This is a genomic window from Vulcanococcus sp. (genome assembly GCF_044369115.1).
GTDB lineage: Bacteria > Cyanobacteriota > Cyanobacteriia > PCC-6307 > Cyanobiaceae > Vulcanococcus.
This window is the reverse complement of sequence record NZ_JBIPMN010000035.1, coordinates 1-16,465: the sequence shown is the minus strand read 5'-3', so window position 1 is coordinate 16,465 and position 16,465 is coordinate 1. Positions and strand designations below refer to the sequence as shown.

Here is a 16,465-nt window from a genome sequence, read left to right as displayed (position 1 = left end):
TGGCAGCGGTTTCAGCGGCCTGACGGCTGCGGTCGATGGGGAACAGAACAATCTCGAACATGGCCGGTAGGCCGGTGCATCCATTGTTTAGCGCCAGAACGCGCTGCAGCCAATTTTGCGTGCATTTTGGTTCCCCTTGACCGGCCCGCTAAATTCGCCCGACCTTTCCCTTAGCCCTCACCCATGGCGAAGCGCTCCCTGGCCAGCCTCTCCGCTGATGAACTGCGCGGCAAGCGCGTGCTGGTTCGGGTCGACTTCAACGTGCCCCTCAACGATGCCGGCGCCATCACCGATGACACCCGCATCCGCGCTGCCCTGCCCACCATCAACGACCTCACCGGCAAGGGCGCCAAGGTGATCCTCTCGGCCCACTTCGGCCGTCCGAAGGGTCAGGTGAACGAGGGCATGCGCCTCACCCCCGTGGCCGCCCGTCTGAGCGAGCTGCTGGGCAAGAGCGTGGTGAAGACCGACAGCTGCATCGGCCCCGACGCCGAAGCCAAGGTGGCCGCCATGGCCGACGGCGACGTGGTGCTGCTCGAGAACGTGCGCTTCTTCGCTGAGGAAGAGAAGAACGAGGGCGACTTCGCCAAGCAGCTGGCAGCCCTGGCTGATGTGTATGTGAACGACGCCTTCGGTGCCGCCCACCGCGCCCACGCCTCCACCGAGGGCGTGACCCAGTACCTGAGCCCCAGCGTGGCCGGCTACCTGATGGAGAAGGAGCTGCAGTACCTGCAGGGCGCCATCGATGAGCCCAAGCGCCCCCTGGCCGCGATCGTGGGCGGCTCCAAGGTGAGCTCCAAGATCGGCGTGCTCGAGGCCCTGCTCGACAAGTGCGACAAGATCCTTGTCGGCGGCGGCATGGTCTTCACCTTTTACAAGGCACGCGGCCTGGCCGTTGGCAAGAGCCTGGTGGAGGAAGACAAGCTCGAGCTGGCCAAGGAGCTCGAGGCCAAGGCCGCTGCCAAGGGCGTTCAGTTCCTGCTGCCCACCGATGTGGTGCTGGCCGACAACTTCGCCCCTGACGCCAACACCCAGATCGCCAACGTGGACGCGATCCCCGACGGCTGGATGGGCCTCGACATCGGCCCCGATTCCGTGAAGGTGTTCCAGGACGCCCTGGCCGACTGCAAGACCGTGATCTGGAACGGCCCCATGGGCGTGTTCGAGTTCGACGCCTTCGCCGCCGGCACCAACGCCATCGCCACCACCCTGGCCGACCTCAGCGGCAAGGGCTGCTGCACGATCATCGGCGGCGGCGACTCCGTGGCGGCTGTGGAGAAGGCCGGCCTCGCCGACAAGATGTCGCACATCTCCACCGGTGGCGGCGCCAGCCTCGAGCTGCTGGAAGGCAAGGTGCTGCCCGGCGTGGCCGCCCTCGACGAAGCCTGATCCACGCTTCCCGACGCAGACATGGCCCCCTGCAAGGGGGCTTTTTTCATGGATCAACGCCGGTGGTTCCCAGCTGGCCATGACCCGATGCAACTGAGCGGCCGCGCAACACCACCGCAAAGCCCTCGGCACTGAGCCGACACTCCAGTTGCCCTCCATGGCTGGCCGCCACCCTCACCGCAATCGCCAGGCCCAAGCCGCAGTGGCCGCTGCCGCCGCGGGCGCGATCGAGGCGCAGAAAGGGTTGCAGCGCCTGGGGCCAGGCCTCGGCGCTGATGCCTGCGCCGCAATCCCACACCTCGATGCGAAATCCATCCGGGCCTTCGCGCCGCAGTACGAGCCGCAGGGGCGGGCGGCCATGGCTGAGAGCGTTGTCGATCAAATTGCCCACAGCGCGACCGAGGGCCGTGGGTTGCACGCAGGCCTGCAGAGGCTCGAGATCGAGCTTCAGCTGCTCCGGCTCGATCGGGGCACTCAGCTCCGCCAGCCACTGATCCAGGGGGAGCTCCACGGCAGGCTCGGCATCGCCACCACCCGCGAAGAGCAGGAACTGGGCCGTGATCCGCTCCAGGGCATCCAGATCGGCCTCAGCCCGCTGCTGCTCAGCGTGGCCCGCCAGGCGCAGGCGCAAGCGTGTGAGCGGGCTTTTCAGATCATGGGCAATGCCGGCGAGCATGGTGGACCGCTCGCGTTCGTTGGCCGCCAGGCGCTGCACCATCGCCTTGAACCGCGCCGTGAGTCGGCGCACCGCACCGGTGCCGGCCGTGGGCAATGGCGCCGCGGCCTGATCACCGTTGCCCACCTGAGCGAGGGCATGCTCCAGCTGTTGCAACGGCCGCTGCACCTCCCACCAGAGGTAGAGCAGCGAGCTGGAAATGCTGCCCGCCAGCAGGGACAGGGCCGACAGCAACGGATCCGGCGCACGAACGCCCGCCAGATCGAGTGGCGTGAACAACCACACCGGCTCCAGCGGCGAGAGCAACTCCACCCACACCCCTGGACGTTCACCACCGGCCGGCAGCACCGGCGGGCAGGGGGCAAGCTCGCGGCAGAGCTCCTGCTGCAGCTGCCGGGCCTGACGCTGCAAGCGGCGATCAGAGCTGAGCGGGGGATTGGCACCCACCCGCAGCGGCAGGCCGCTCAAGCGGGAGAGAGCAGCCGGCGGCAGGCGATCCAGAGCCAGCTCGCCGAGCCGCAGATTGAAGGCCACTTCGGGGCCGAGCTGGATGATCTGAGCCCGCTCCAAGCGCTGGGCCAGCAGAGCCTGTAGCACCACCAGGCCAAGAGCCGACACACCGGCCCCCACCAGCACATACCTAACGGCTGCGGGGCTGGCCATCGGGAACAAAGACGTAGCCATAACCCCACACCGTTTGCAGGTAACGGGGGCGCGTGGGATCGGGTTCCACCAGCTTGCGCACGCGCGACACCTGCACATCCATGCTGCGGCTATCGGTATCGGAACCGGGACCGCGGGCCAGCTCGATCAGCCGCTCGCGCGACAAGGGCCGGTGAGGATGCTGCACGAAAGCCGAGAGCAGGCTGAACTCACCGCTGGTGATCACCACTGGAACGCCCGCACGCTCAAGGCTGCGGGCCGCCAAATCGAGGCGGTTGTCGCCGAATTCCACGCGTTGCCCTTCCGCCAGCGGCGTTCCAGCCGGCAGGGCCACACGGCGCCGCAACACCGCTTCGATGCGGGCGGTGAGCTCGCGAGGCAGGAAGGGTTTGCCGAGGTAGTCGTCGGCGCCCTGCTCCAGACCGATGATCCGATCCACACCATCGCCGCGGGCGGTGAGCATCACCACAGGCAGATCGTCGCCACCATCGCGCAAGCGGCGCAGCAGGGTGAGGCCGTCGTCGCCCGGGAGCATCACATCGAGCACCACCAGATCGGGCCGCTGCCCCTCCAAGCGGGCCATCAGCTGCTCACCACTGCTGAGGCAGCGCACGTCGTAACCCTGATCGGTGAGGTAGGTGCCGAGCAGGCGCCGCTGCTCGGGGTCGTCGTCCACCACCCAGATGCGCGCTGGGGCCATGCGGGGCGCAACAGCCATCGAGGGTTCCAAGGGCCTTCGCCGACTGTATGGAGATCCAGGCGCCCGGGCCGCCTCAGACAGATCTGGTCACAGCTTGATCGTGCAGCCAGCAGCTGAGGCTCGCCATCGCTCCATAGGCTTGGACCATGCGCCAGATGCTGCAGCGATGGGGGCACCTGGCCCTGGCGATCAGCCTGGGGCTGGGCTCTGCTGCCCAAGCTCAGACCGCTGCAGAACAGCAGACCTATCAGCAGCGCATGCGCCTGCTGTTTGAGCGGCTCGATCGCAACAACGACCAGCGCCTGCAGCGGCAAGAAGTGCAGGGCCAGCCCTATCTCGAGCGCCACTTCGAACGCCTCGACAGCCGCCAGCGCGGCTATCTCGGGCCGGACGATCTCACTCCAGCCCAGGCCACGCGGGGCGAGCGGGCCAAGCGCTTCTTCGAGCAGGCTGATCGCAACGGCGATGGCGGCATCGATCGCCGCGAAGCCGAGGCCTTCAGCTGGCTGCAGCGCCATTTCGGCCAAGCTGATCGCAACGGCGATGGCCGCGTGGATCGCCAGGAGCTGCAGAGCCTGGGCGACCAGCGGCGCCGCCAGCTCTCTGCCCCAGCCAAGCCGTGATGGAGATGGAGCCCTTGCACCGCCCCTCCCTGGCCTGGATCGGCCTGGGAGCCCTGGGGGCTCCGATGGCCCACAACCTGCTGCAGGCGGGCCATGCGCTCACGGTGTTCAACCGCACAGCGAGCAGCTGTGAGCCCCTGCGAGCCTCCGGCGCCCGGGTGGCAAGCAGCCCAGCAGACGCAGCGCGTGAGGCCGAGGTGCTGCTGCTCTGCGTGAGCGACGACCGCGCCGCGGAAGAGGTGCTACTGGGCCCAGAGGGCAGCGATGACCACACCCCGGGCAACGAGACCATCCCGCCTCCTGAATGCCGTACAGAACGCACGGATTCTTCGAAGGCGGCGATTCACGGCCTACGGCCTGGCTCCCTGGTGATCGACTGCTCCACCATCAGCCCCGGCACCAGCCGGCGCCTGGGGGCAGCCCTGGCCGAGCGGAACATCCGCTACCTGGATGCACCGGTCACTGGCGGCACCGAAGGAGCCAAAGCAGGCACGCTCTCGGTGTTAGTGGGGGGCGCTCCCGAGGATCTGGATCAGGCGACACCTCTGCTGGAGATCCTTGGCAGCTCGATCACCCACTTCGGCCCCGTGGGATCCGGCCAGGAAGCCAAGGCCGTGAACCAGGTGCTCGTGGCGGGCAGCTACGCCGCCGTTGCCGAAGCCCTGCAGCTGGCGGAACGGCTCGGGCTGGATCGCCAGCAAGTGGTGTCTGCCCTCAAAGGCGGTGCCGCCGGCTCTTGGGCTCTGGAGCACCGCAGCGCCCAAATGATCAACGACCACTACCCGCTGGGCTTCAAGCTGGCGCTACACCGCAAAGATCTCGCCATCGCCCTGGAGGCGGCAGAAGCACAGCGGCTTGAGCTACCGGTTAGCCGTTTGGTCGCCGCCATGGAAGACGCCCTCCTGGCCGATGGTCATGGGGATCTGGATGTGTCGGTCCTGGCTCGCTGGTTCAGAAGCTGAGAGCAGCGCGATCGGCCACCACACGCACCTGCTTGCTGGCAGCCACGATCCCCTTGGGGTGCACCAGCAGCACAGCCCAGGTCTGGGTGCCGGGCTGATAAGGCGCCTGAGCATTCTTGAAGATGCCGCCGCCACCGAGGGCTTCAAGTTGGAGATCTGGGGTACGCATCCGCAGCAGCTCTGCGGCTGTCACCGGCTTGAGGGCGCCGGCCACAACGGCACCGTCGAGGGGTTCATCGAACACCACATCGATGTCGTAGCGCTGGCCTGTGAGCACCGCATCGGGAATCAGCAGGCTCACCTTCAGGTTGTTCTCACCGCTGCGCAGAAGTGAGGTCTCGCGAATCACCTCCTGGCTGTTGAAGCGGTTGCCGTTGGCCCCAAGCACGAGCTGCTGCTGCGCCTCAAAGCGGAAGCGATAAGGGCCTTCTTCGCGGCTACCCGTCACGTTGATCTGGGTGGTGGCGCGGCCGTCCTTCAGCGGAGCACCAGGCTGCACGCTCCAGCTGGCATCGGGGAATTGCTCGCGCAACAGCAACCGGCGGCGGGCCACTTCATCCGGGTCGAAGCCTTGGCCAGGCTCGAGCACGGCGGTGAGCGCCTCAGCTGAGCTGCTGTTGAGGGCCTCCTGCAACGCCCGCAGGCTCGGGGCTGCCCGCAAGGGCGCAGCTGCCATCACCAGCCCGGCCAAAGCAAAGGCAGCCGGCAGGAGAGGGCGCAACAGCACTGGAGCTCAACCAACACACGGCCCTTAAGTTAGGCGCGCCTTCCCGCCGCAACCATGTCTCGCCTGTTGATCGCGGCCAGCGGCACCGGCGGGCATCTCTTTCCGGCCCTGGCTGTAGCCCAGGCCCTTCCAGCGGACTGGCAGATCCAGTGGCTGGGGGTGCCCGACCGGCTGGAGACCGCACTGGTGCCGGCCGACATCCCTCTTCACACCGTGAACGCTGGCGGATTGCAGGGGCGCGGCCTGGAGAAACTGCTCAACCTCTTGCGCTTGCTTGGCGCCAGCTGGAGCGTGCGCCAGCTCATCCGCCGAGAGGGGATCAGCGTGGTGTTCAGCACCGGGGGCTACATCGCCGCCCCGGCGATCCTGGCGGCGCGCTGGTGTGGCGTGCCCGTCGTGCTGCACGAATCCAACGGCGTACCCGGCCGGGTGACGCGCTTGCTCGGCAAACTCTGCAGCCGCGTGGCCGTGGGGTTGCCCCAGGCCGCCGAACGCCTGCCGGGCTGCCAGCCGCGCGTCACAGGCACTCCGGTGCGGCGGGCGTTTCTGGAGCCAGCGCCACTGCCCGCCTGGGTGCCCGCCGGATCCGGACCGTTGCTGGTGGTGATGGGCGGCAGCCAGGGGGCCGTGGGGCTCAACCGCATGGTGCGGCCGCTGCTGCCCCAGCTGCTCGCCGCCGGCTGCCGCGTGGTACACCTCAGCGGCAGCAACGACCCGGAGAGCGGCCAGCTGCAGCCTCCGGCCTACGCCGAGCGCCCCTTCAGCGATGAGGTGGCGGGCCTACTGCAACACGCCGATCTGGTGATCAGCCGCGCTGGCGCCGGCAGCCTGAGCGAACTGGCGGTGTGCGGCAGCCCCGCGATCCTGGTGCCCTTCCCCCAGGCCGCCGACAAACACCAGGACGCCAACGCCGGTGCCGCCGCCGCCCTCGGTGCCGCGGTGATCGTGTGGCAACACCCACCGGAGCATCCCGCTCTTGAACAGGCGATCTGGCGACTGCTGGGGCCGCGCCTGCGGGGCTGCGATCCAACCATGGATCCGCTGCTGCAGCTGCGCGCCGGAATGGAGCGGCTGGCGGCGCGGGATGCGGATCAGTTGCTGGCGGAGTTGTTGATGGAGCTCAGCTCCTGACGCATCGCCCGGATGATGCGCTGATTACCCCGGCGGCTCTGGTAACCGATCCGCAGCCAGGTTTCATCCAACCCTTCAAACGAGCGGCAATCGCGCAGCAGGATGCGGTGGCGCGTTTCCAAGGCTTCCCGGAGAGGCTGCAGCGAAGAGGGCTCGCCGTTGCGATCACCGCGAATCAAGAGGTAGTTAGCGGCCGACGGCATGGGCGTGATTCCGGGCAGAGCAGCCAGCTGCTGTTGCAACCAGCCACCTTCTAGGGCTGTCCAGCACTGCACACGCTGCAACCACGCTTGATAACGCTTGGGCTGGCGCAGCAACGCCTGCCCCACGGCTGCGGCCACGGCATTGACCGGCCAAGGATCACGCCATCGAGCCCAACGCTGCAATCGCTCGGGCTGAGCCACCGCATAGCCCAAACGCAGACCAGCAATGCCATAAAGCTTGGTGAGGCTGCGGATCACCACCAGATTGGAGTGGAGTGAAACCAGGTCGATCAGCGACTGCTCTTCGCCGTTGGGCACCAGAGGCAAAAACGCCTCGTCACAGATCACCAGCGCATAGCGCCTCAACAAAGGCTCCAGCGATGCGCGGCTCCAAAGCTGACCTGTGGGGTTGTGCGGGTTGGTGAGCCAAAGCACATCACCCTGGCAAGTCCCACCAGGGAAGGGAGCAGGTCCAGGGACTGTCCAATGCAGCGGTAACCGGAGCGAAACCGTAGAAGCGCCCCAGCACTCCAAGGCCCGCTCATAATCGGCAAAGCCGGGCTGCGGAAGGAGCGAGTGCCCGACTGCTGCCGCATCACGAGCGGCCCAGGTGAACAACTCGGCAGCGCCATTTCCAGGCAACACACAATCCTGTGGCAATCGGTGCACAGCACTGATGCACCCTCGAAGCCCAACCAAGCGACGATCCGGGTAGGCGTTCAAAGGGGCCGCTAACTGGCTGACATGGGCAGTCCATGGCAGGGGAAAGGGTGCCAGGGACGCACTGGCATCAAGCAACTGCCCGGGCCGACAACCCAAACGATGGGCTGCAGCTTGAACATTGCCACCGTGGGCTTCGGGCACACCACACCAGAACACACGATCACCAGCCTGATCGACGCGCGGCAGAGAAGCGGTTAAAACGGCCCAACGCTTCCTTCCTGGCGCGCATGCCACAACGCGGCCTCTTGCCGATGGCTCTGGCCGTTGCCGTGTCATGGGCACCACCCCCTTGGCCATCCGCAACGAATGCGGCCGAAGCCGCGTCGGTGATCCAGATCCTCGAACAGCGACGCTGTGAGCGGTGCAACCTGGACGATGCCGATCTGGTTCACGCTGATCTAAGAGATGCCCGGCTGCAAGGAGCAAAACTTCAGCGGGCGAATCTGAGCGGAGCACGCCTCTCCGGAGCAGATCTACGTCAGGCCAACCTCAGTTTCGCCAGCCTGGCGGGAGCATCGCTGCAAGGAGCCGATCTACGTGGAGCCGTGCTGATCGGAACCGATCTACGCAACGCCGATCTCACGGGCGCCATCATCGAACCTGGGGGGCTGAGCCGCAGTCATTGGCAACACGCCAAGGGAATCGCCCTAGCGGCCCACAGCTATGCAGAACTGCACAACGCCGGGATCCGAGCCGCTCAGGAAGGACGTCACCCCGAAGCGGAAGAGTGGTTTAACCATGCCATCAAGCGCATGCCGGATGCAGCGGTCAGCTGGGTCGGAAGAGGCCTCAGCAGAGCCGAACAAGGCCAACTTCAGATGGCAGCGCAAGACCTGACCTACGCAGCCCAGCTGTACTCAATGATGGGCGACACATCACAAGCAGAAGCACTCGCACAAGCCGCGAACCTGATGACACAGGCGCCTCCTCGACCCAAAGGAGGCAACGGCGCCGGGTCGCACTTGATTGGAGCAGCGATCAGCGCGTTTCAGATACTGGCTCCACTCGCCGCCAAAACGATGCTGCCAATCCCTTTCTAAAAGGCCGGCACAGGTGCACCAACAAACCGTCGCGCGTCCTGCGTCGTCGCCTGGTAGCCGTATCCATAAGCGCCCCCCTGCACGTCATCAACGATCCGCGGGGTGACTAGGATAACAAGTTCATTCTTCGAGCGATTGTTTGACGACGACCTGAAAAACTGACCAACAAATGGCAAGTCTCCGAGAATCGGCCATTTCGTTACTGCTTGCCTGTCCTCATCGGAAATCACACCGGTCAGGATCAGCGTTTGCCCATCGCGAACACGCACCGATCCCGTATCCAAACGCCTCACTCGCAAAATACTCACGTTCCCGCAGCCCTGAATCTGCTGAGGCGTATCCGCAACCGCCGACACCGCAGGCGACAGAGAAAATGTGACAAAACCGTTGTCATCAATCTTGGAAACCTTGGCCCCGAAGGTCAAGCCAGCGGTACCGAATTCAGGCTGGCAGGTGTTGGGCGCCCCGTTCTGCCCCGCTTGCACCGTGTAATCAGTAATCACTTGGGTGCCCACTGTCACAAACGACTCATTGGCATAAGGGCGACCAATCGTCGCCGTATTAAGCACCGCATTACCACCCTCTCCGGAGGCCACCGCCACCGCAGCTCCACCCTGAAGAGGCTCAGCATTTTCACTCAAAATCAAGGTCGGGCTCGCCAAAACCTTGGTGTTTTCCGACTGAATCTGAGCGCGCACCAAATCATAAAAATTGTTGGGCGCGTAATTCTGCCCAGGATTTAGCGGGCCAGGCACAAGCGGATCAGCCGATACCGGAGGAAGTCGATTATTAAAAGCGCCAACCATTTGCCCTTCCTGGCTGACAATAAAATTATTGCCATACCTAAATGCAAAGCTGTTCTTGATATCAGCATCATTCTTGAGCGTCACATCCAGGATCCGGACCGTGAGCGCCACCTGCCTCTGGCGCAAATCAATCTGACGCAGATAGTTTTCGGCAACACTCACCAGCTGCGCATCGCCAACCAAAGTCACGGTTTGCAGCCTTGAATCGGTCGTTCCAATCAGTCCGAGCAAGGGCCCTGACGCAGAACCATAGGATTCCGTCGACGTGATGGTTTCCTGCTTGGTCTGCTGGGTTTGCTCAGCACCAGCAACCTGATTCGCTAACGACTGACCCGAACTCACAACATTCGTGATCGTCGTAACTTTGGTGATTCGCGCTCCTAGGCTCGCCAGATAATTCGCAGCCGAATCAGCAGAAGCCTGATTCAGGCGATAAACCTTTGAAAGTTGTGCCCCAAAGGTTTTGCCCAACACAGAGGGGCCAACCATCAGCATCCTGCCCTCAAGCCGCCCCTGCAAACCAGCAGCCAGCAGCACAGAATTAACCGCCCGCGAATAAGATTCCCCACGAAAAGCCAGAGACACCAAAGCATCCTGAGCAGAAGCTGGCGATTGCTGACCCGAACGACTTACCGATGGCGCAGAGTAATCATCAGCCACGTAAACAAAGCCATATCCACCGAGTTGGGCCAATGCCATCAAGGCATCTTTCGATGGGGCATTGCGAAGGGTCATCGTGACCGGAGGCCCATTCAGCTTGAGAAAGCTGCGGTTCGAAAGCACCATGGTTCCCACTGCCATATCCCCGAGCGGTGGCGCCACGGCCCGCGGCTTGAGCGGCGGTGCATAGTCAGGCTGAGGGACTGATCCGGGTTCACGCAGATTGAATCGAGCCGACTGGTCGGCGGGCTGAACTGGGGTTGAGAAGCTGATGATCAGATTCCGCCCATCGGCGCTCACCACCGGCCGACCCAGCGGAGCACCTGGCATCGGAACCACCTGCAGCTGATAGTCGCGGCCGGCGCCATTCAGGCTCACGCTCTGCAAGCCAGCCTCAGGCAGCGTGAATCGCTGGGGGCCAAGACGCAGCGATCCTGGAGCAGCCATCTGAAGATCGCCCCGCCAGGCCTGACCATCGCGGCTCTGCTGCAGCACTGGAGCAGCACCCGTGCCCTCAATCACCAGCTCCACACCCTCCGGTGAGCGCCTCAAGCTCAGTGCCACAGAGCCGGCGGCTGGAGTTGCGCTGGCCGACGTCACCGGCCCAGAGGGGCGGGGCGCTGCCTCCAGAGGTGCCAACGCTGTAGCCGCGGCCACCACGGCCAGAAGCAGGCCACAACGCAGCTTCACGCTTGATCCCCTACCGGTTTTAGGCGGATGGTATCGGCAAACACCAGGCCAGGCCAGGCTTCAGGGGGCCTTGGCAGGCTGCTCAGCGGAGCTGTAGAGACTCAGGTTCAGCCGCAGTTGCGTGGTGCTGGCGGCAGCTTCACCCGGCTTGGCGGCGTCTTTGGTTTCATGCTTGAGGCTCAGATCGCTCTGCACCACCAGCAAGCTGAGCTTCTCAAGCCCCCTCAGGAAAGCCAACAGCTGCGGGCCCGTGCCTCTCGCCGTGAGCAGCAGGGATGTTTTTTGCAGGCCGGGAGCCAGCAAAGGATCGGGAGGAGGGGCCGGAGCCTTGTCTTTGGCCGGCTTCGCGTTGGATCGACTTGATTCAGCTTCGAGGGGCGGGGCCGTGGTGATCGGCTCATAGCCATCGAGGATCACCCCTGTTCGCTGGGCCTCGGCGCTGAGCTGAGCCATAAAAGTGTTGATCTCGCCGCTGCCGGCGATCAACCCCAGGATCTGGATTCTCCGCTGTTCTGCCTGCTCCACGTTGTCGCGGAGCTTCAGCAGTTGCGTGCGCAGCAGCGGCAGGCGCTGACGCTGTTCGGCCAGTTGCTCCCGTTCCGCCTGCGCAATCTGGAGGCGCTGCCAGGTGGGCCACACTGCCAGCCCGGCCACCCCAACGCTCAAGAGCAGCCCCATCGCTGCAGGCAGCCCCATCAACACCCAGTCCCGTTGCAAACGGCTGGGCCGACTCACCTGCAGGTTGCTCATGGCAGCACCCCCGCCCGCTCCAGGATCTGCAAGCGCTTGGCCAACCCCTCAGCTCCAAGGCTCTGCAGCAACTGCACCTGCCGCGCAGCCGGCAGGGTGACGAAGGCAGCCGTGAGATCCCACTCGAGTGGTGCCCCGGCCTTGGCGACATCGCGACTGAGCCTGATCACCTTCACGCCCTTGCCCTCAAACATCGGTGATTGGCCCAACAGCAAACTCAAGGCGTTCACGCGCCCAAACGCTTGTGGATCTGCCGCCACGCCCTTGAGCTTCAGGCTGTTGCCTTGCACCTGCACATCGGTGAGCTGAACACCCTGTGGCGTGATCGCTGCCAGTTGAGCCACCAGCGCTGAACCCGACGACACCGCGACCAGCCCCTTTGCCAAGCTGTCAGTACTGCGTTGCAAGCCGCTGAGCTTGCGGCGCTGAACCAGCGCCTGAGCCTCCAACGCCTGCACCTGAGCCGGAATCCCCCGCAACCCCTCCAACTCCCGCTCGAGCAGGGCTTGCCTCCACAACAGCGCTCCCCACAACCCCAGCACGGCCAACAACAAACCTGCGCCCAGAGCTGTGCCCCGCAGCAGCAGGCCCCGCGCTGGAACCAACGGCTCAGGGCTGGGAGGGAGCCCCCTCTCCAGGCGACGCTGCCGCAGCAAATCCCAATCGCCGATCAGCCAGACAGGGATGGTCATGGCAGCCGATCTCCCGCCACGAGCCCCCTCAAGGCAGGCGCCTCAGCGTGCGGTTCCAACCAAGACACCGAACATCCCAGCGCTCCGACCAGCTCAGGCAGCACCGCATCCACGGCCGGCTCATCACCGCTCACCAGGGCAGCCCTGGGATGGAAGCGCCGTTGAAAGGTGTGCAACGCAGGGATCAGCGCCTCCAGTTCTGTGAGCGCAGGCAGCGGCCATTCGCCCAACGGCTCTCCCTGATCCAGGGCCAGCACCCAGCTCTTCTCCTCCTGCAACTGCAGAAGCAGCCGCACCCCCTCAGCGAGCTGCGGCTCCGCCGCCCGCCACAGGCAGATCGGTAGCGGTTCCATCCCATCGAGCGCCACACCGGCCTGGCTGAACACCTCGATCCAGGTCTCGAGCAAAGCGCGCTGCACGACCACCAGCAGCGAGCGAGGCGGGGCTCCGATCAAGGGTTCAAGACGCAAATCTGCGTCTCGCAGCGACCAAGGCAGATCGAGCTGATCCTGTTGCTGCCGCACCACCACTTCGGGTTGATCGGGCCAACGCGCATCGGGCCAGGCGATCACCCGCCAGGCGGTGGCAGCCCGCGGAAGCACCGCCTTCACCCGAGCGCCAGAGAAACCGCGCTCGATCAACAGATCCCCGATCAGATCCCCCAACGCCTCCACCGCCGTGGGCTGGCCGTTCACGCACAAGTCTTCCGGCAGCGGCACCCGCTCGAGCCATGCCACACGTTCACCATCGAGCACCATCGCCGTGAAGGCCTGATCCTCAAGCTGCAGATACACGCGCCGGGGGAAGAGCCAACTCTTCAGTGGTGCGAGCTGATCCTGAAGCCCCGAGAGCACCACCGCAGCTCAGCTGCCATCTGAGCGCAAACTATCGCCAGCCCGCGCCGCTGCCCACCGCTTCGCTGATGCTGCGGAAGCCGTGGCGATCCAGCTGCTGGCAGATGCCCTCCAGGATGGAGGGCACCAGCTGGGGTCCCTCATAGATCCAGCCGGTGTAGAGCTGTATCAGCGAGGCCCCGGCGCTGATGCGCTCCCAGGCCGCCTCCGGCGACTCGATGCCGCCCACACCAATCAGCGGCAGACTGGGCCCGGCCACCGCCCGCAGGCGGCGCAGCACCTCCAGGGCACGTCCGCGCAGGGGCGCCCCGCTGAGGCCGCCGGCTTCTTCCGCCAACGTGCGTCCGGTCTGGGCGATGCGGCGCTGCTCGAGGCCGAGGCGGTTGAGGCTGGTATTCACAGCGATCACACCTGCCAGGCCCTCCTCGTAGGCCAAGCGAGCGATCGCATCGATCGCTTCATCCTCGAGGTCGGGGGCGATCTTCACCAGCAGGGGCGGGCAAGCCGGTAGGCGCCGCAGCCGCTCCACCAGGCGGCGCAGCTGGGCGTCGTCCTGCAGCTCCCTGAGCCCCGGGGTGTTGGGGGAGCTCACGTTGATGACGGCGTAATCCGCCAGAGGAGCCAGCAACTCGAGGGAGGAGGCGTAATCGTCGGGTGCCTGCTCCAACGGGGTGACCTTGGATTTGCCGAGATTGATCCCGAGCACGGCCGGGCGCTGACCCGCTGGCGGAAGAGCCTGGCGCTCGAGGGTGCGGCGGGCCGCCAGGGCGCCGTTGTTGTTGAAACCCATGCGGTTGAGCGCCGCCCGCTCCGCCGCCAGCCGAAACAGGCGCGGTTTCGGATTGCCGGGCTGGGCGTGCCAGGTGACGGTGCCTACCTCGGCAAACCCGAAACCAAACAAATGCCAGATACCGGCGGCCACGGCGTTCTTATCGAAGCCGGCGGCCAAGCCCACGGGGTTGCGGAAGCGACAACCGAAAAGGGTTTGTTCGAGGCGCAGATCGCGCACCTCAAGCTCAGCCCCCAGGCCCGCCAGGCTGCCGCTCACCAGTGGCCAGTTGCGCCGCAACGATGCCTGACCCAGGGCCTGCAGGGTGAGCTGGCTGAGCTGCTCGGCATCGGCGCCTTCATCGCGGCTGAGCAGCGGCCCCACAAAACGCTGGTAGAGAGCCCCGGTGCCGAGTTCAGCCATCCCGTTGTTGCTCCGCTGACACCGATCCTGACGCCTCCCGGGCCAGGCGCCAGCGTCCGTCAGCGTGTGGCTGCACCTGCCAGTCGCGCCAGCGCCAGGGTTCTGTGCGCGCCTCAAGCGTTTTCAGCGGTTGCTCCACGAGCTGGGCGAGTTCCATCAGGCTGAGCCCGTAGCCGCCCTCAGCCAGGCGATCCGCCAGCTCCAGGCGGGTGAGCAGCTGCTGCAGGGCCGGGGGAGCTGCGTCCTGCAGGGCTGGTGGCTCTGGCTCAGGCGCTGACTCGCTCACCATCAGGCCGCCGTACTCGCCCTGGGCGAGCTGGGGTTGCTGCCCCTTGGAGAAGGCCACGGCGATGGCATCGCAGCGGTCGTTATCAGGATCGCCGCTGTGACCTTTCACGTAGGTGAACGGCAGACCGCTCAAACGGGCAGCATCGAGGGCTTCCCAGAGGTCGCGGTTGAGCACGGGGCTGCCGGAGGCGGTGCGCCAGCCCTTGCGCTTCCAGCCATTGATCCACTTGCTGAAGCCGTCGATCAAATATTTCGAATCGGTGCGGATCGTGAGATCGGGATGACGCGGCAGCACCGCCAGCTTGTCCAGCAAGGTGAGCGCCGCCGTGAGCTCCATACGGTTGTTGGTGGTGTTGGGCTCAAAGCCGCCGAACTCCTGCACCGAGCCATCGCTGAAGCGCAGCAAACAGCCCCAACCGCCAGGCCCAGGGTTGCCGCTGCAGGCTCCATCACAGGCGGCCGCTACCACCACTGGCTGATCGGGCACTGGGCGCTCACCTCCGGGTCCGGTACAACACTCTCCTGACGACGTGCGCAGAAGAGAAACCCCATGCAGCGAACCTACCTGCCCCTGCTGGCCCTCTCTACGGCGATCGCGGCGCCGGCCTGGGCCGCCAGCCTGTTCACCAGCCAACCCCTCGACCAGTCGCGCTTTGCGGTGCTGGCCCAGCCCGTGGGCAAAAGCGACTGGAAGCTACTGGTGCTCGAGCAGATCAAACGGGAACCGCTCTGCTGGGAGAAGCGCAGCGATGGGCTGATCGATCCAGCCCTCAACCGCTTTGATTTCAGCGGCATCTGCAGCCGCTACATCGACAGCAATGGCTATTCGCTGCGGGTGGGCGATGAAGACCTAGCCAGCCGCTACCGGCTGCGGCTCGAGCAGCAGGGCAACGCGGTGGCCCTGCTGGCGATGACCCCGAGCCAGCCCACCGAGCTGCTGGTGGGGCGCGGAACGATCAGCCAGCGCGACCGCGAGGCCTTTGTAGCCATTGAGCTGGAACGGGGCTGGAGCCTGGAGCGACGCGCCTACGGCAGCCAGACCCTCAGCCATGTGTACTTCGCCAATGGAACCCCCCTCAGCCAGCTGATCGCCAAAGCCAGCCGCGGCAGCTCCGAGGCCGCCCCTGCCGCACCCGCGAGCGGGAGCAAGCTGAAGCCCCTGCCACCTCAGCCCGGGAGTGGTCCAATCGCCCTGCAGGTGATCCCGTTCAAGCCCTAGGCCAGCTGACGCAGCGGCCTACGCCCCCTCGACCCCGTTTTCCTCCTGCCGTATGTTTCTCTTGTGTGAGGAGTGCGGGACACCACTTCCGGGGTCGAAACGAGGACAGACTCCCAGAAGCGTTCCGAACTCAAAGCCCTGCCTTCGGCGGGGCTTTTTTATTGGTTGGTCGAAAACTGCGACCCCAGGTCGCTCAAGGCAGCAGCCGTACCCGCTGGTTCACGAAAAAGCCGGCCCCCGCAGGAGCCGGCTGGATCAGAAGCGTGATGGCGGGCTGCCAGAGCAGCCCGCCGCAGCGATCACTTGATGGTGACCTTGCCGCCGGCCTCTTCCACGGCCTTCTTGAGGGCCTCGGCGTCGGCCTTGGACACGCCTTCCTTGATGGCGCAAGGAGCGCCTTCCACGAGAGCCTTGGCTTCGCCCAGGCCCAGGCCGGTGGCTTCGCGCACGGCCTTGAGCACCTTGATCTTGGCAGCG

Annotated in this window: 17 protein-coding genes; 6 read left to right on the top strand and 11 right to left on the bottom strand. The window is 65.4% G+C overall.

The annotated features are described in order from the left end of the window. Positions 1 to 183: 183 nt before the first annotated feature. Positions 184 to 1,389: a phosphoglycerate kinase gene (locus ACIQ2E_RS04120; RefSeq protein WP_398326576.1), complete on the top strand. Its 1,206-nt coding sequence runs from the start codon at positions 184 to 186 to the stop codon at positions 1,387 to 1,389. Between the two features lie 46 nt (positions 1,390 to 1,435). Here ACIQ2E_RS04120 and ACIQ2E_RS04115 read toward each other — a convergent pair whose 3' ends face one another. Both ACIQ2E_RS04115 and ACIQ2E_RS04110 read right to left on the bottom strand, forming a co-directional pair. Next, positions 1,436 to 2,728 (bottom strand): ATP-binding protein, encoded by a 1,293-nt coding sequence (locus ACIQ2E_RS04115; protein WP_398326573.1) that lies wholly within the window; start codon positions 2,726 to 2,728, stop codon positions 1,436 to 1,438. Next, positions 2,706 to 3,446, bottom strand: a complete 741-nt coding sequence (locus ACIQ2E_RS04110; protein WP_398326570.1) for a response regulator — start codon at positions 3,444 to 3,446, stop codon at positions 2,706 to 2,708. The genes ACIQ2E_RS04115 and ACIQ2E_RS04110 overlap by 23 nt, the downstream gene beginning before the upstream one ends. A gap of 128 nt (positions 3,447 to 3,574) precedes the next feature. Here ACIQ2E_RS04110 and ACIQ2E_RS04105 point away from each other — a divergent pair, with 128 nt between their 5' ends. Then, positions 3,575 to 4,051 (top strand): EF-hand domain-containing protein, encoded by a 477-nt coding sequence (locus ACIQ2E_RS04105; RefSeq protein ID WP_398326567.1) that lies wholly within the window; start codon positions 3,575 to 3,577, stop codon positions 4,049 to 4,051. Beyond that, positions 4,051 to 5,013 (top strand): NAD(P)-dependent oxidoreductase, encoded by a 963-nt coding sequence (locus ACIQ2E_RS04100; protein ID WP_398326564.1) that lies wholly within the window; start codon positions 4,051 to 4,053, stop codon positions 5,011 to 5,013. Before ACIQ2E_RS04105 ends, ACIQ2E_RS04100 begins: the two co-directional genes overlap by 1 nt. Here the strand turns inward: ACIQ2E_RS04100 and ACIQ2E_RS04095 are convergent. Continuing rightward, entirely contained in the window at positions 5,003 to 5,740 is a 738-nt protein-coding gene (locus ACIQ2E_RS04095) for a hypothetical protein (protein WP_398326561.1), read from the bottom strand. The two genes, ACIQ2E_RS04100 and ACIQ2E_RS04095, sit on opposite strands and share 11 nt — an antisense overlap. A 54-nt stretch (positions 5,741 to 5,794) precedes the next feature. On the opposite strand from ACIQ2E_RS04095, the gene ACIQ2E_RS04090 reads away from it, so the two are divergent. Continuing rightward, positions 5,795 to 6,871: a UDP-N-acetylglucosamine--N-acetylmuramyl-(pentapeptide) pyrophosphoryl-undecaprenol N-acetylglucosamine transferase gene (locus ACIQ2E_RS04090; protein WP_398326558.1), complete on the top strand. Its 1,077-nt coding sequence runs from the start codon at positions 5,795 to 5,797 to the stop codon at positions 6,869 to 6,871. On the opposite strand, the gene ACIQ2E_RS04085 is transcribed toward ACIQ2E_RS04090, so the two are convergent. Further along, complete coding sequence (locus ACIQ2E_RS04085; RefSeq protein WP_398326555.1) at positions 6,832 to 7,938, bottom strand: threonine-phosphate decarboxylase; 1,107 nt, start codon at positions 7,936 to 7,938, stop codon at positions 6,832 to 6,834. The genes ACIQ2E_RS04090 and ACIQ2E_RS04085 overlap by 40 nt on opposite strands. A gap of 110 nt (positions 7,939 to 8,048) precedes the next feature. Between ACIQ2E_RS04085 and ACIQ2E_RS04080 the strand changes: the two genes are divergently transcribed. Next, positions 8,049 to 8,837, top strand: coding sequence for a pentapeptide repeat-containing protein (locus ACIQ2E_RS04080; RefSeq protein WP_398326552.1), 789 nt, complete (start codon positions 8,049 to 8,051; stop codon positions 8,835 to 8,837). On the opposite strand, the gene ACIQ2E_RS04075 is transcribed toward ACIQ2E_RS04080, so the two are convergent. The 6 genes from ACIQ2E_RS04075 to ACIQ2E_RS04050 all read right to left on the bottom strand — a co-directional run bounded on the left by ACIQ2E_RS04075 (position 8,834) and on the right by ACIQ2E_RS04050 (position 15,256). Next, complete coding sequence (locus ACIQ2E_RS04075; protein ID WP_398326549.1) at positions 8,834 to 10,825, bottom strand: type II secretion system protein GspD; 1,992 nt, start codon at positions 10,823 to 10,825, stop codon at positions 8,834 to 8,836. The genes ACIQ2E_RS04080 and ACIQ2E_RS04075 overlap by 4 nt on opposite strands. Before the next feature lie 228 nt (positions 10,826 to 11,053). Continuing rightward, positions 11,054 to 11,743, bottom strand: coding sequence for a hypothetical protein (locus ACIQ2E_RS04070; RefSeq protein ID WP_398326546.1), 690 nt, complete (start codon positions 11,741 to 11,743; stop codon positions 11,054 to 11,056). Next, on the bottom strand, positions 11,740 to 12,435 hold the full coding sequence (locus ACIQ2E_RS04065; RefSeq protein ID WP_398326543.1) for a PilN domain-containing protein: 696 nt from the start codon (positions 12,433 to 12,435) through the stop codon (positions 11,740 to 11,742). The genes ACIQ2E_RS04070 and ACIQ2E_RS04065 overlap by 4 nt, the downstream gene beginning before the upstream one ends. Beyond that, complete coding sequence (locus ACIQ2E_RS04060) at positions 12,432 to 13,292, bottom strand: hypothetical protein (protein WP_398326540.1); 861 nt, start codon at positions 13,290 to 13,292, stop codon at positions 12,432 to 12,434. The genes ACIQ2E_RS04065 and ACIQ2E_RS04060 overlap by 4 nt, the downstream gene beginning before the upstream one ends. A gap of 28 nt (positions 13,293 to 13,320) precedes the next feature. Beyond that, on the bottom strand, positions 13,321 to 14,481 hold the full coding sequence (locus ACIQ2E_RS04055) for a quinone-dependent dihydroorotate dehydrogenase (RefSeq protein WP_398326537.1): 1,161 nt from the start codon (positions 14,479 to 14,481) through the stop codon (positions 13,321 to 13,323). After that, the gene (locus ACIQ2E_RS04050) at positions 14,474 to 15,256 is read right to left on the bottom strand and encodes a ribonuclease H (RefSeq protein ID WP_398326534.1); all 783 of its coding nucleotides are present in this window, start codon (positions 15,254 to 15,256) and stop codon (positions 14,474 to 14,476) included. The genes ACIQ2E_RS04055 and ACIQ2E_RS04050 overlap by 8 nt, the downstream gene beginning before the upstream one ends. A gap of 63 nt (positions 15,257 to 15,319) precedes the next feature. Between ACIQ2E_RS04050 and ACIQ2E_RS04045 the strand changes: the two genes are divergently transcribed. After that, entirely contained in the window at positions 15,320 to 15,988 is a 669-nt protein-coding gene (locus tag ACIQ2E_RS04045) for a DUF3747 domain-containing protein (RefSeq protein WP_398326531.1), read from the top strand. A gap of 299 nt (positions 15,989 to 16,287) precedes the next feature. Here ACIQ2E_RS04045 and ACIQ2E_RS04040 read toward each other — a convergent pair. Further along, a partial coding sequence (locus ACIQ2E_RS04040) for a ribosomal protein L7/L12 (protein ID WP_398326579.1) occupies positions 16,288 to 16,465 on the bottom strand: 178 nt, incomplete at its 5' end.